General features: G+C 62.6%; 14 protein-coding genes. 6 read left to right on the plus strand and 8 right to left on the minus strand.

The window, feature by feature from the left end:
* Positions 1–66: 66 nt before the first annotated feature.
* On the minus strand, positions 67–840 hold the full coding sequence (locus FFS60_RS21425; RefSeq protein ID WP_028626365.1) for an AraC family transcriptional regulator: 774 nt from the start codon (positions 838–840) through the stop codon (positions 67–69).
* Between the two features lie 147 nt (positions 841–987).
* Between FFS60_RS21425 and lon the strand changes: the two genes are divergently transcribed.
* From lon to cmoB, 6 genes are all read left to right on the plus strand, one after another.
* Complete coding sequence (lon, locus tag FFS60_RS21430; protein WP_028626364.1) at positions 988–3,387, plus strand: endopeptidase La; 2,400 nt, start codon at positions 988–990, stop codon at positions 3,385–3,387.
* A 107-nt stretch (positions 3,388–3,494) separates the two neighbouring features.
* Complete coding sequence (locus FFS60_RS21435) at positions 3,495–3,899, plus strand: protease inhibitor I42 family protein (protein ID WP_137823092.1); 405 nt, start codon at positions 3,495–3,497, stop codon at positions 3,897–3,899.
* Between the two features lie 91 nt (positions 3,900–3,990).
* Positions 3,991–4,680 (plus strand): lysoplasmalogenase, encoded by a 690-nt coding sequence (locus FFS60_RS21440; protein ID WP_137823093.1) that lies wholly within the window; start codon positions 3,991–3,993, stop codon positions 4,678–4,680.
* A 29-nt stretch (positions 4,681–4,709) separates the two neighbouring features.
* The gene (locus tag FFS60_RS21445; RefSeq protein WP_028626361.1) at positions 4,710–5,282 is read left to right on the plus strand and encodes a hypothetical protein; all 573 of its coding nucleotides are present in this window, start codon (positions 4,710–4,712) and stop codon (positions 5,280–5,282) included.
* 65 nt (positions 5,283–5,347) lie between these two features.
* The gene (cmoA, locus tag FFS60_RS21450) at positions 5,348–6,091 is read left to right on the plus strand and encodes a carboxy-S-adenosyl-L-methionine synthase CmoA (protein WP_028626360.1); all 744 of its coding nucleotides are present in this window, start codon (positions 5,348–5,350) and stop codon (positions 6,089–6,091) included.
* Complete coding sequence (gene cmoB / locus FFS60_RS21455; RefSeq protein WP_028626359.1) at positions 6,088–7,056, plus strand: tRNA 5-methoxyuridine(34)/uridine 5-oxyacetic acid(34) synthase CmoB; 969 nt, start codon at positions 6,088–6,090, stop codon at positions 7,054–7,056. The genes cmoA and cmoB overlap by 4 nt, the downstream gene beginning before the upstream one ends.
* Before the next feature lie 120 nt (positions 7,057–7,176).
* Here the strand turns inward: cmoB and pdxJ are convergent, their stop codons facing one another.
* From pdxJ to lepA, 7 genes are all read right to left on the minus strand, one after another.
* A complete protein-coding gene (pdxJ, locus tag FFS60_RS21460; protein WP_028626358.1) occupies positions 7,177–7,923 on the minus strand; it encodes a pyridoxine 5'-phosphate synthase in 747 nt (248 codons plus the stop codon).
* Positions 7,916–8,614 carry a DNA repair protein RecO gene (gene recO, locus FFS60_RS21465; RefSeq protein WP_028626357.1) on the minus strand — a complete coding sequence of 233 codons (699 nt, stop codon included), beginning with the start codon at positions 8,612–8,614 and terminating at the stop codon, positions 7,916–7,918. Before recO ends, pdxJ begins: the two co-directional genes overlap by 8 nt.
* 8 nt (positions 8,615–8,622) lie before the next feature.
* Positions 8,623–9,525, minus strand: coding sequence for a GTPase Era (gene era, locus FFS60_RS21470; protein WP_028626356.1), 903 nt, complete (start codon positions 9,523–9,525; stop codon positions 8,623–8,625).
* Entirely contained in the window at positions 9,518–10,207 is a 690-nt protein-coding gene (rnc, locus tag FFS60_RS21475; protein ID WP_028626355.1) for a ribonuclease III, read from the minus strand. Before rnc ends, era begins: the two co-directional genes overlap by 8 nt.
* Positions 10,204–10,581, minus strand: a complete 378-nt coding sequence (locus FFS60_RS21480; protein ID WP_028626354.1) for a DUF4845 domain-containing protein — start codon at positions 10,579–10,581, stop codon at positions 10,204–10,206. Before FFS60_RS21480 ends, rnc begins: the two co-directional genes overlap by 4 nt.
* A 115-nt stretch (positions 10,582–10,696) precedes the next feature.
* Positions 10,697–11,551, minus strand: a complete 855-nt coding sequence (gene lepB, locus FFS60_RS21485; RefSeq protein WP_028626353.1) for a signal peptidase I — start codon at positions 11,549–11,551, stop codon at positions 10,697–10,699.
* A gap of 5 nt (positions 11,552–11,556) precedes the next feature.
* Positions 11,557–13,356, minus strand: a complete 1,800-nt coding sequence (gene lepA, locus FFS60_RS21490; RefSeq protein ID WP_137823094.1) for a translation elongation factor 4 — start codon at positions 13,354–13,356, stop codon at positions 11,557–11,559.
* Between the last annotated feature and the right edge of the window lie 239 nt (positions 13,357–13,595).

The following is a 13,595-nucleotide window of genomic DNA, read 5'->3' on the forward strand; positions in this document are numbered from 1 at the left end:
GGTACAACTATATAGTGTTATAACGTAACAAATAAGAGTGATTCACAACGACTGTGCGCAGTACGGCTAATCGTGGGGCATGGAGGTCATGTCTGCGCCACGCAGGCGCTTGGGCGTCAGGCCAAGATAGCGGCGCATGGCCGTGGTCAGCGCGCTCTGACTGGAGAACCCGCATTCTTCGGCGATGCGCACCAGCGGCTGCTCACTTTCGCGCAGCAGGCGGGCCGCGCGATCCAGGCGGGTTTTCAGCAGGTATTGATGTGGGGTCAGGCCCAGGCTGTCCTTGAACTGCGCATGGAAGTGGCTGGGACTCAGGCAAGCGACCTGGGCCAGCTCCGCCACACTGATCCGCCGCGACAGGTTGTCCTGGATGTAGCCGTCCAGCCGCTCGATATCGAGATTGCTGACCGGACGCCGTTGCATCTCGCCAAACAGGCGCAGGTACAGGGCGCGCAGCAGGATGCCGCCTAGGGAACGGGCCAGCATAGGATCGCTGCCGTAGCGGGCGAGTTCGGCGCCGGCGTAGCTCAAGAGGTTGTGGAAGTCCGCATCCAGCTCGGGGTAGCGCGGGGTCTCGAAGAGGCGACCCAGTAGTTCGAGGTCCTCGGCCGGGGTGCCTTGCTCATCCAGATCGAGAATCAGCATGCGGTTGTCCCCAACGCCGGCGAACTCGTGCCTGGCATCCCCCGGCACCAGACAAGCGCGCATCCGGCAAACCTCACCGCCACGTCCATCCACCTCGAACGCGGCGCGGCCGGCGACGGACATCACCAGTTGGTGATGGTCGTGGGCGTGGTGGTGGGCCTGATCGTCCAGGCGCAGGAGGCGGGCTTCGAGCATGGGGTGACTTGATCAAATTTTGCGCATTCTAGCCGTCGCAACCCGGGTTGCACAGCGCCACCTGGCAGAGTGCTGCGGCTCAGCGCAGTTGAAATGCCCGCCGCGTTACCCCATCTAGCCAGGGTAAGCCATTAGCCAGGTGCCCCCATGAGCGATCAGGATATCAACGCCGACATCGTCGACGAAGCCACTTCAAGCCAGCGGACCGGCCTGGTGCTACCCGGCCAGACCCTGCCGGACAAGGTCTACGTCATTCCCATCCACAATCGCCCGTTCTTCCCGGCCCAGGTGCTGCCGGTCATCGTCAACGAAGAGCCCTGGGCGGAAACCCTTGAGCTGGTGGCCAAGACCGAACACCACTGCCTGGCGCTGTTCTTCATGGAAAACCCGCCGGAGAACCCGCGCCATTTCGACCCCAGCACCCTGCCCGAGCACGGCACCCTGGTGCGCGTGCACCATGCCAGCCGCGAGGGCGGCAAACTGCAGTTCGTGGCCCAAGGCCTGTCACGGGTGCGCATCCGGGGCTGGCTCAAGCGTCACCGCCCGCCCTATCTGGTGGAGGTGGATTATCCACATAGCCCGCTGGACCCGCGTGACGAGGTCAAGGCCTACGGCATGGCGCTGATCAATGCCATCAAGGAACTGCTGCCGCTCAACCCGCTGTACAGCGAAGAACTGAAGAACTACCTCAACCGCTTCAGCCCCAACGATCCTTCGCCGCTGACCGACTTCGCCGCTGCCCTGACCACTGCGCCCGCCCGTGAGTTGCAGGAGGTGCTGGACACCGTACCGATCCTCAAGCGCATGGAGAAGGTGCTGCCGCTACTGCGCAAGGAAGTGGAAGTCGCGCGGCTGCAGAGCGAGCTGTCCGCCGAGGTGAACCGCAAGATCGGCCAGCACCAGCGCGAATTTTTCCTCAAGGAGCAGCTCAAGCTGATCCAGCAGGAACTCGGCATCACCAAGGACGACCGCAGTGCCGACAGTGAGCAGTTCACCCAGCGCCTGGAAGGCAAGGTGCTGCCCAGCCAGGCGAAGAAGCGCATTGATGAAGAGCTGAACAAGTTGTCGATCCTGGAAACCGGATCGCCGGAGTACGCGGTCACCCGCAATTACCTGGACTGGGCCACCTCGGTGCCATGGGGCGTCTACAAGGCAGACAAGCTCGACCTCAAGCATGCCCGCAAGGTATTGGACAAACACCACGCCGGGCTGGATGACGTGAAAAACCGCATCCTCGAATTCCTCGCGGTGGGCGCCTTCAAGGGTGAGATATCCGGTTCCATCGTCCTGCTGGTAGGCCCGCCCGGCGTGGGCAAGACCAGCATCGGCAAGTCCATCGCCGAATCCCTCGGGCGCCCCTTCTACCGATTCAGCGTTGGCGGCATGCGCGACGAAGCTGAAATCAAGGGCCACCGCCGCACCTACATCGGCGCCCTGCCCGGCAAGCTGGTGCAGGCGCTGAAAGAGGTGGAGGTGATGAATCCGGTCATCATGCTCGACGAGATCGACAAACTCGGGGCCAGCTATCAGGGCGATCCAGCCTCGGCCCTGCTGGAAACCCTGGACCCGGAGCAGAACGTCGAGTTTCTCGACCACTATCTGGACCTGCGCCTGGATCTGTCCAAGGTGCTGTTCGTCTGCACCGCCAACACACTGGACTCCATTCCGGGGCCCCTGTTGGACCGCATGGAGACCATTCGCCTCTCCGGCTACATCACCGAGGAAAAGCACGCCATCGCCAAGCGCCACCTCTGGCCGCGCCTGCTGGAGCGTACCGGCGTACCGAAGGGGCGCCTGGCCATTACCGATGGCGCCCTGACTTCCGTGATCGAGGGCTACGCCCGCGAAGCAGGCGTGCGTCAACTGGAGAAGCAGTTGGGCAAGATCATCCGCAAGGCGGTGGTCCGCCTGCTGGAGGAGCCCGAGACGAATATCAAGGTCGGCCAGAAGGACCTGGAGCACTACCTGGGCCTGGCGCCGTTCCGCAAGGAGCAGCTGCTGTCGGGGGTCGGCGTGATCACTGGCCTGGCCTGGACCAGCCTGGGCGGAGCAACCCTGCCCATCGAGGCGACGCGCATCCACACCCTCAACCGCGGCTTCAAGCTCACCGGCCAACTGGGTGATGTGATGAAGGAGTCGGCCGAGATCGCCTACAGCTACATCAGCTCGCACCTGAAGCGCTACGGCGGCGACCCGACCTTCTTCGACCAGGCATTCGTCCATCTCCACGTACCGGAAGGCGCCACGCCCAAGGATGGCCCAAGTGCCGGCATCACCATGGCCAGCGCATTGCTCTCCCTGGCACGCAACCAGGTACCGAAAAAGGGCGTCGCCATGACCGGCGAGCTGACCCTCACGGGCCAGGTGCTGCCGATCGGTGGCGTACGCGAGAAGGTGATCGCCGCACGCCGGCAGAAAATCTTCGAGCTGATCCTGCCTGAGGCCAACCGAGGTTCGTTCGAAGAACTGCCGGACTACCTCAAGGAAGGCCTGACCGTGCACTTTGCCCGACGCTTCAGCGATGTGGCGAAGGTATTGTTCGACTGAGGGACCGCTCCTGTTCGAGAAAAGTCGCTGGCACTTTTCGAACCAAGCCTACGCAAGGGCGGAGTCAGCCGTTATGCTGACCCCGCCCTTGACCGACGGAGCCGCCGATGTTCTTCGTTCCCTCCCCTCGCCTGTTGTTGCCCCTGGGCCTCGCCCTGCTCACCGCCTGCGCCCAGCAGAAGACCGGCCCGATGGTGGTCCAGGACCAACAGGATGACTGCCCGCTCTCCCTCAGCCAGGGCCAACCTCTGGTGCTGACACTCCCCAGCAACCCCACCACCGGCTTTCGCTGGGTGGTGCGCGACGCCGCGACCAACGTGCTGCAGAGCCTCGGCCCGGAGGTCTACTCGACGCCGGAAGATGCCGGCCTGGTGGGCAGCGCGGGCCAATCCACCTGGCGCTTCAAGGCCAGCCAACCCGGCGAAGGCCGATTGCACCTCGACTACCAGCGCCCCTGGGAGACCGACGTGGCGCCGGCCGAATCCTTCGACTGCCAGATCAGCGTCAAGTAGCGCCAAATGACTGCACCGTTGGCGTCCGCCGCCTGGCGGGCGCATCGGCAGCTTCCCATAGTGATGCCCTGACCGATCTGCAGGAGCACTCATGGGAATCTTGATCTTCGGGCTGGCCGGCGTGCTGGCTTTTCTCACTGGCCTCGCGCTGGAACTCGACTGGTTGTGCTTCGTCAGCAAACCGGTTCCCATCATCGCCCTGCTGCTCTGGCTGCGCCGAGCACCATCCGGCCCTTACCGCCGCTGGATAGCCATCGGCCTGGCGTTGTCGCTGCTCGGCGACATGCTGCTGCAGTGGCCTGCCGATCTGTTCGTCTTCGGCCTTGGCGCTTTCCTGCTAGCCCATCTGGCCTACTTGCGCGCCTATCTGCTGGACACCCGTCGGCTGGCCCCAATGGCACTGCTGGTGGCGCTTGGGAGTGGCGGCACCATCTTCGCCCTGCTCGCCTCGGGCGGCCTGGGCGTCCTGCTGGTACCGGTAGCCTGCTACGCACTGGCCATCAGTGCCATGCTCTGGCGTGCACTGGCCCGCCTGGGTGCCGATCTCGACCGCCAATCGGCGCTCTTGGCAGCCGGGGGTGCTGCGCTCTTCGTGCTATCCGACAGCCTGATCGGGCTCAACCGCTTCGTCTCCCCCTTTGGTGCCGCGAGCTATTTGATCATTCTCAGCTACTGGCTCGGCCAATGGGGCATCACTTCCTCCGCCGTGACGTTGTCGACCTCCATCCCATCCGCGAAGAAACCCCCGGCACCCTCCCGGGAAATCGGCTATAGCAAATAGGCGGACACTCAAAAAAAAGGGAGCGAGCAATGGGCGGCCTGGTACGACTGTGGAGCTTGCTGTGCTATGCAGTTCTTCTCGCAGGTTGCGGCAGTCTATTGCCCAGCGAACGGGCCGAAGTGTTGTCGCCGTTTCGGGATTACAGCGATGCCGAGGCCCGCTATTCCCAGGCGATGCCGGGCAGAACGACCCGCCCCGAGCTTTTTTCCCTGGGCTTCGACCCGCTGATCCAGGGCAACGGCAAGATGCTCTCGTTCATCGACGTGCGATTGATGTTCGTCCAGCCCAACGTCCCGATCGATTATCTGCCCGAAGGGCTGATGAAGTGCCTCGAAGCCAAGGACCGCTGCATTGGCTACGCCTTCGAATTCACCAAAACCGATACCCAGCGGGTCGGCAGCTTCTGGGCTGACGTCTTCAATTTCCGCAAGAATCGCGAACTGCAGGGTTGGGTATTCCGCGCTGTATTCGTGCTGGTGGACGACGTGGTCGTGCACAAGGTGAGCAACGGCGAACCGAACATCCGCCGCCACGAGGTCAAGCGAAACCCGCTTGGCCCCCTGCAGGGGGCGGGCGAGTTCTTTTCCGATCAGTTGAAGTAAGGGTGGTTTGGCCGCGTCGCGCAGTCCGTTAGAATGCCGGCCTTTTCCACTGCTGGTACCGGCCCGTGACCGAAAGCCCTGATCGCATCTACGCCAATCCCCAGGCCCAAGTCGGCGACTTCGCCTTCAACGAAGACGTGGTCCGGGTGTTCCCGGACATGATCAAGCGCTCGGTGCCAGGCTACCCCACCATCGTCGAGAACATCGGCGTGCTGGCAGCTCAGTTCGCCCAGGCCGGTACCCCACTCTATGACCTGGGCAGTTCCCTCGGTGCCGTGACCCAGGCCCTGCGCCGCCATGTGAAGACTGACGGTTGCCGGGTCATTGCTGTGGATAACTCCAGCGCCATGGTGGAGCGCTGCCGCGAGTACCTGCACGCTCAGGACGCCATGTTTCAGGAGCTGCTGCCGGTGGAGGTGATGGAGGCCGACATCCTTGCCCTGGACTTCCAGCCCTGCTCCCTGGTGGCGATGAATTTCACCCTGCAATTCGTGCCCCGCGAGCGCCGCACGGAACTCCTCGGCCGTATTCGCCAGGCCTTGCTGCCCGGCGGCGCGCTGATCCTCTCGGAAAAGCTGCGCTTCGAGGACGCCGACGAGCACCAGTTACTCACCGACCTGCACATTGCCTTCAAGCGCGCCAATGGCTACAGCGAACTGGAAATCGCCCAGAAACGCAGTGCCCTGGAAAACGTCATGCACCCGGACAGCCTGGAAGAACACCGTGAACGCCTGCTGGCGGCCGGCTTCTCCAAGGTCGTGCCCTGGTTCCAATGCCTCAACTTCGCTTCGCTGATCGCCCTACCATGATTCGTACGCTGGACCTGGACACTCTGCAGCAAACGTTGGCAGGCACGCCCCTGCAGGATTGGGCAGCCGATCTGCCCGCTCAGCTCGACGCCAAGCTGGCGGTTGGTCATGGCGATCTGGAGCGCTGGAGCGCTGCGGTCAACGCGCTGCCGCCGCTACAACCACAGCACGTGGAACTGGCGCAGCGCTTCCTGCTCGACGGCCCGTGCGACGACGCCACACGCATTGCACTGAGAACTGCGCTGCAAGGGCTGATTCCCTGGCGTAAGGGCCCCTTTGAGCTGTTCGGCGTACACGTCGACACCGAATGGCGCTCGGACTGGAAATGGTCCCGGGTGTCGCCCCATCTCGACCTGCGTGGACGCCGCGTGCTGGATGTCGGCTGCGGTAATGGTTACTACCAGTGGCGCATGCTTGGTGCCGGCGCCGACAGCGTGGTGGGTATCGATCCCAACTGGCTGTTCTTCTGCCAGTTCCTGGCCATGAAACGCTTCCTCCCTGACCTCCCCGCCTGGCACCTGCCTCTGGCGCTGGAAGAGTTGCCGCCGAAGCTGGAAGGCTTCGATACCGTGTTCTCCATGGGCGTGCTCTACCATCGCCGCTCCCCCATCGACCACTTGCTCGACCTCAAGGATTGCCTGCGCCGAGGCGGCGAGCTGGTACTGGAAACCCTGGTGGTCGAAGGCGATGCGCAACAGGTGCTGGTGCCCGAGGACCGCTACGCACAGATGCGCAATGTCTGGTTCCTGCCTTCGGCTCCGGCCCTGGAGCTGTGGCTACGCCGTGCAGGCTACGTGGATATCCGTTGCGTGGATGTCAGCTACACCAGCGTGGAAGAGCAGCGCAGCACCGAATGGATGCGCTTCCAGTCTCTCCCGGAGTTCCTCGATCCCGCTGACCATAGCCGCACCATCGAAGGCCTGCCCGCGCCGGCCCGTGCCGTGATGATCGCCCGCAAGCCTTGATACTGGTTACGTCGTGGGAGCGCGTAGGGTGGGCTGGAGCCCACCCTACACACCCACACATGAAACGAACGCCATATGGGGGTGAGCTCATTCGCTGAACAGGCCCGAGGCCTGACTTGATCAGCCCTTGGCCGCGGCCGAAACGATCAGTTGCTTCATCTCCACCACTGCCTGCTTGAAGCCAACGAACAGCGCGTGGGCCACCAGCGCGTGGCCAATGTTCAGCTCATTGATGCCCGGAATCGCCGCCACAGGCTCGACGTTGTGATAGTGCAGGCCATGGCCGGCGTTGACGATCAGGCCGAGCTTGAGGCCCAGGGCGACGCCCTCCTGGATGCGCTGAAGTTCGCGAGCGGCTTCTTCCGGGGTGTGGGCATCGGCGTAACGACCGGTATGCAGCTCGATGGCCGGTGCACCGACACGGTGGGCCGCCTCGATCTGCTGCGGATCAGCATCGATGAACAGCGACACTTCACTGCCGACCTTGGCCAGGCGTTCTACCGCGGCCTTGATGCGGGCTTCCTGGCCGGCGACGTCGAGTCCGCCTTCAGTGGTCAACTCCTGGCGGGTCTCCGGAACCAGGCAGACATGCGCGGGGCGAATCTCCTCGGCGAAGGCCATCATTTCCTCGGTCACGCCCATCTCGAAGTTCATGCGGGTCTGCAGCACGTCCTTGAGCAGGCGTACGTCGCGCTCCTGGATGTGCCGGCGGTCTTCGCGCAGGTGCACGGTGATGCCATCGGCACCCGCTTCCTCGGCGTCCAGCGCCGCCTTGACGGGGTCCGGATAGCGAGTGCCACGGGCCTGGCGAAGGGTGGCGACGTGATCGATGTTGACGCCGAGAAGTACGCGGTTGGCTTCAGTCACGGGGAGGTTCCTTGATCGTCATGAATAGCTCGCGGCTGACCAGAGGTCGGCCGCCCAGATGAGGTGCCAGGGCCTGGCGCATCAGGCGCTTGGCCGCGCCGAGGGCGCCGGGGGCGCTCCAGTCGGCTTCGGCCAGGGCGAGGAGTTCGCGGCCATGGAAAAGACCGGGCTGCAACTGCCCCACCGGCTCCAACCCTGCGTCGGGCAACAAGCGATAGATACCGTCGGGGGCAATGGGCTGTCCTGCCAGGTCCGAATCCAGGGCGAAACCATAGCCCAGCTCGTCCAGCAGGCGCCATTCGAACGCGCGCAGCAAAGGTTCCAGCGGTCGGTTGGCCGCCAGGGCCTGGAGCGTAACGGCATAGTGTTCGAAGAGCGCCGGCTGCGCGTCTTCAGCCGGCAGCAGGCGAATCAGCAGTTCATTGAGGTAGAGCCCGCTGAACAGCGCTTCACCGGCAAGCAGGTTGGGGATACCGCCGCCCTCCAGGCGCGCGACATTCTTCAGCTCGCCGCGGCCACGGAACTCGGCTTCCAGCGGCAGGAAGGGTCGCGCCAGGGTTCCGGTCTTGCCTCGAGCACCCCGCATGACGGCGCGCAGGCGGCCTTGAGGGGTGAAAAAGTCGACCAGCGCGCTGCTTTCCCGATAGGCCCTGCTGTGCAGGACAAACGCCGGTAGCGCCGCGCTGATCATGAGGAGGCTCAGAGGTCGTTGTAGCCCAGGGAACGCAAGGCACGCTCGTCGTCGGACCAGCCTCCCTTCACTTTCACCCAGAGGTTGAGCATGACCTTGGAGTCGAACATGGTCTCCATGTCCTTGCGGGCGTCCTGGCCGATGCGTTTGATGCGCTCCCCACCGTCGCCAATGATGATCTTCTTCTGGCCGTCACGCTCCACCAGGATCAGGGCGTGGATGTGCAGGATGTGACCTTCCTGCTTGAACTCTTCGATCTCCACGGTGATCTGGTAGGGCAGCTCGGCGCCCAACTGCCGCATGATCTTCTCGCGCACCAGCTCGGCTGCGAGGAAGCGGCTGCTGCGGTCGGTGATCTGGTCTTCCGGGAAGAAGTGGTCACCTTCCGGCAGACGCTCCGACACCAGGCGCTCCAACGTGTCCAGGTTGTGTCCCTGGAGGGCGGAAACCGGGATCAGTTCAGCGTTCGGCAGTTGCTCCTGGAGCCAGGCCAGGTGCGGGATGAGGTCGCCCTTCTCTTCCAGGCGGTCAGTCTTGTTCACCGCGATCAGCACTGGGCCTTGCACGTACTGCACGCGCTCCAGCACCAGTTGGTCTTCTTCGGTCCAGCGGTCACGGTCGACCACGAAGACAACCACGTCCACATCCTTCAGGGCCGCCGAGGCGCTACGGTTCATGTAGCGGTTCAGCGCCTTGTCGCTCTTCTTGTGCAAGCCGGGGGTGTCGACATAGATCGCCTGGACATTACCCTCGGTCTTGATGCCGAGCATGTTGTGCCGGGTGGTCTGCGGCTTGCGCGAGGTGATCGCCAGTTTCTGCCCAAGGATGTGGTTGAGCAGCGTGGACTTGCCCACATTGGGGCGGCCGACGATGGCAACGTAGCCGCAGCGGGGGGTATCGATATCAGTCATTGCCGTTCTCCACGCCGAGGGCAACCAGGGCGGCAGCCGCAGCCACCTGTTCGGCGATACGCCGGCTGACGCCCTGGCCCTGGGTCTTGTCATTCAACAGGGTGACCTGGCACTCGACGAAAAACGTCCGGCAGTGCGGTTCACCCTGGATATCCACCACTTCATAACGTGGCAGTTCGCACGCCCTGGACTGCAGAAATTCCTGCAGACGGGTCTTGGGATCCTTGTTGGTGTCCACCAGGGTCAGGCCTTCGAGTTCGTTGGCCAGCCAGGCGAGTACGCGCTCACGCGCGGCCTCCATGCCGGAATCCAGGTAGATGGCGCCTATCAGCGCTTCCAGTGCGTCAGCGAGAATCGATTCACGGCGGAAACCGCCACTCTTCAGCTCACCCGAGCCCAGGCGCAGGTACTCGCCCAGCTCGAAACCGCGGGCGAGCAGCGCCAGGGTCTCGCCCTTCACCAGTCGCGCGCGCAGCCGTGACAGCTGGCCCTCACGGGCCTGCGGAAACCGCTCGAACAGCGCTTCGCCGGCGACGAAATTGAGGATGGCATCGCCGAGGAACTCGAGACGCTCGTTGTTGCGCCCCGCGTAACTGCGGTGGGTCAGGGCCAGAATCATCAGACTCTGGTCCTTGAAGGTATAGCCGAGCTTACGCTCGAGACGGCTGAGGGATACGCTCACTGGGCTCGCACACGGAATTCTTTATCGAAGCGCACCACCAGATCGAGGTTCTCGACCAGAGGTTCGCGTTTTTCATACTTGAGGTGGGCCTGGAACTCGTTGTTTTCCAGGGTTACCTTCAGGGACTTTTCCAGGTCAAGGTCACGGATGCCATTCACCTGCATGCCCTTGCTGACATGGCTGTAGAAATCGGGAATGGACCTGATTTCCAGGGCCTTCTCGGTTTCCACCGAAGTAATGATCTTCTCCAGGGAGAAGAAATCGAGATAGTGCGGGATGACCTTGAAGGCGGTGCTGGCCAGGAAAGCCACTATGGCCAGAACCAGCAGCCAGCCCATAACCGACATACCCTTCTGCTTACGCGCGAACGTCATGATCGACCTCAATGTCTGTGTTTTTATGGAGGCCGGTTGGCCCGCAAGCAAGACTATATAGCGACTGCGGCGCTGTCATGAACAACGCCGCAAAACCGCAATGGCGAGCGGGTTATCAGTGAATCAGGCCCACTCGGGAGAAGTTCGGCAGGTTACGCATCTTGGGATCGGGCCAGCTCATCCACACGGCAAACGCCTTGCCGACGACATTCCGGTCCGGGACCATGCCGAGCAGGTCCTTCGGGATACGCGGATCGTTCCAGTAGCGGCTGTCGTTGGAGTTGTCCCTGTTGTCGCCCATCATGAAGTAATGACCCTGGGGCACTACCCACTCGCGACCCGGCTCCATGCGGTAGCGCTTCATTTCCTTGCGAATCAGGTGCTCGGCTTCGCCCAGTTTCTCTTCGTAGAGCATGGCGCTACCCAACGTTCCCGGCTCTTCGCCCAGCAGCTTTTCGGCGACTGGCTTACCGTTGACGGTCAGGTGCTTGTCGCTGCTGTAGGCAATGCGGTCGCCCGGCAGGCCGATCACCCGCTTGATGTAGTTGATGTTCGGGTCGCTGGGATAGCGGAACACCATGACATCACCGCGCTGCGGATCACCCACCTCGATCACCTTGTTATCCAGCACTGGCAGGCGGATGCCATAGGCGAACTTGTTGACCAGGATGAAATCACCCACTTCCAGGGTCGGTTTCATCGAGCCGGACGGGATCTGGAAGGGTTCCACCAGGAAGGAGCGCAGCACCAGTACGATGGCCAGTACTGGGAAGAAGGACTTCCCGTACTCCACCAGCAGTGGCTCCTTGTTCAGCTTGTCGACCACCTCCGGGTCGGGCTCGCCGACTTGCCCCTCGTAGGCAGCAATCGCAGAGCGCCGGCGCGGGGCCAGCAGAACCAGATCGATAAGCGCGAGCACGCCGCAGACTGCCACGGCGATAACCAACAACAGCGGGAAATTGATCGACATAGACCCTAGCTATCCACTTTGAGCACAGCGAGGAAGGCTTCTTGCGGGATTTCCACGCTGCCAACCTGCTTCATCCGTTTCTTACCGGCCTTCTGCTTCTCCAGCAGTTTTTTCTTACGGCTGACGTCGCCGCCGTAGCACTTGGCCAGAACGTTCTTCCTGAGCGCCTTTACGGTAGTACGCGCAACGATCTGTCCACCGATCGCCGCCTGAATCGCCACGTCGAACATCTGCCGCGGGATCAGTTCCTTCATCTTTTCGGTCAGCGCACGCCCCTTGTAGTGGGCCTGATCGCGATGCACGATGAGTGCCAGGGCATCGACCTTCTCGCCGTTGATCAGCACATCCAGCTTCACCAGATTAGCCGGTTCAAAACGATCGAAGCTGTAGTCCAGCGACGCATAGCCACGACTTACCGACTTCAGGCGGTCGAAGAAGTCCAGCACCACCTCGTTCATCGGCAGGTCATAGCAGACCTGGACCTGCGAGCTGAGGAACTGCATGTCGCGCTGGACGCCACGTTTCTCGATGCACAGGGTGATGACGTTGCCGAGGTGCTCCTGGGGTACCAGGATATTGGCGCGGACGATGGGCTCACGCATTTCGTCGATGGACGCGAGGTCGGGCAGCTTGGACGGGTTGTCGACGTAGATCGTCTCGCCGTTCTTCTGCACGATCTCGAAGACCACGGTGGGAGCGGTGGTGATCAGGTCCAGGTCGTATTCGCGCTCCAGGCGCTCCTGGATGATCTCCATGTGCAGCATGCCGAGGAACCCGATGCGGAAACCAAAGCCCAGGGCTTCGGAGCTTTCCGGCTCGTACTGCAGGGCGGCGTCGTTCAGGGTCAGCTTCTGCAGGGCTTCGCGGAAGTCTTCGAAGTCATCGGAGCTGACCGGGAACAGGCCGGCGTAAACCTGCGGCTTGATGCGCTGGAAGCCCGGCAGCACGTCCACGTCAGGGGTGTTGGACAGGGTCAGGGTATCGCCCACCGGCGCGCCATGGATGTCCTTGATGCCCGCAATGATGAAGCCCACCTCGCCGGCCTTCAGATCGGCCATCTCGGTGTGCTTCGGAGTGAATACACCAACGCTGTCCACCTGGTGGAGCTTGCCGGTGGATTTCACCAGGATCTTGTCGCCCTTCTTCACCCGGCCGTGCTTGACCCGCACCAGAGAGACAACGCCCAGGTAGTTGTCGAACCAGGAGTCGATGATCAGGGCCTGCAACGGTGCGTCGATCTCGCCTTCCGGTGCCGGGATCACCTCGACCAGACGCTCCAGCACATCGATCACGCCCATGCCGCTTTTGGCACTGCAGGGCACGGCGTCGGTGGCGTCGATGCCGATAATGTGTTCGATCTCTTCCTTGACCCGCTCCGGCTCGGCCTGGGGCAGGTCCATCTTGTTCAGCACCGGCATGACCTCGAGGCCCTGCTCGATGGCGGTGTAGCAGTTGGCCACGGACTGGGCTTCCACGCCCTGGCCGGCATCCACCACCAGCAACGCGCCTTCGCACGCGGCCAGCGAACGGCTGACCTCGTAGGTGAAGTCCACGTGACCGGGGGTGTCGATGAAGTTCAGCTGGTAAGTCTTACCGCTCTGCGCCTTGTAGTGCAGCGTGACGCTGTGGGCCTTGATGGTGATGCCACGCTCGCGCTCCAGGTCCATGGAGTCCAGTACCTGGGCCTCCATCTCGCGGTCGGACAGGCCGCCGCACATCTGGATGAAGCGGTCTGCCAGGGTCGACTTGCCATGGTCGATGTGGGCGATGATGGAGAAATTGCGGATATGACTCAGGTCACTCACAGGTCAACACTCAAGAAAGCCGCAAGCAGGTTGCTCGCCGAAAAATAGCGGGGGAGTTTACCTGATCGGCGGCCAGCCCGTCACGCCCATGCGGCGGAAGGCATAAACGAAAAAGGGCGGCCATTGCAGACTGTGTGAAAACCTAGCCGTCTGAGTCGAAGCTGAAGACAATGCCCGTATCGATCGATACGGGCATTGTCGTTTATGGGCTACATCCAGGGAGAGGCGCGCGGTCAGGA

Source organism: Pseudomonas sp. D(2018), assembly GCF_005502555.1.
GTDB lineage: Bacteria > Pseudomonadota > Gammaproteobacteria > Pseudomonadales > Pseudomonadaceae > Metapseudomonas > Metapseudomonas resinovorans.

Coding starts and splice junctions, on each gene's coding strand:
- FFS60_RS21425 (WP_028626365.1), bottom strand. CDS start 840: ATGCTCGAAGCCCGCCTCCTGCGCCTGGACGATCAGGCCCACCACCAC.
- lon (WP_028626364.1), top strand. CDS start 988: ATGAGCGATCAGGATATCAACGCCGACATCGTCGACGAAGCCACTTCA.
- FFS60_RS21435 (WP_137823092.1), top strand. CDS start 3,495: ATGTTCTTCGTTCCCTCCCCTCGCCTGTTGTTGCCCCTGGGCCTCGCC.
- FFS60_RS21440 (WP_137823093.1), top strand. CDS start 3,991: ATGGGAATCTTGATCTTCGGGCTGGCCGGCGTGCTGGCTTTTCTCACT.
- FFS60_RS21445 (WP_028626361.1), top strand. CDS start 4,710: ATGGGCGGCCTGGTACGACTGTGGAGCTTGCTGTGCTATGCAGTTCTT.
- cmoB (WP_028626359.1), top strand. CDS start 6,088: ATGATTCGTACGCTGGACCTGGACACTCTGCAGCAAACGTTGGCAGGC.
- recO (WP_028626357.1), bottom strand. CDS start 8,614: ATGATCAGCGCGGCGCTACCGGCGTTTGTCCTGCACAGCAGGGCCTAT.
- era (WP_028626356.1), bottom strand. CDS start 9,525: ATGACTGATATCGATACCCCCCGCTGCGGCTACGTTGCCATCGTCGGC.
- FFS60_RS21480 (WP_028626354.1), bottom strand. CDS start 10,581: ATGACGTTCGCGCGTAAGCAGAAGGGTATGTCGGTTATGGGCTGGCTG.
- lepB (WP_028626353.1), bottom strand. CDS start 11,551: ATGTCGATCAATTTCCCGCTGTTGTTGGTTATCGCCGTGGCAGTCTGC.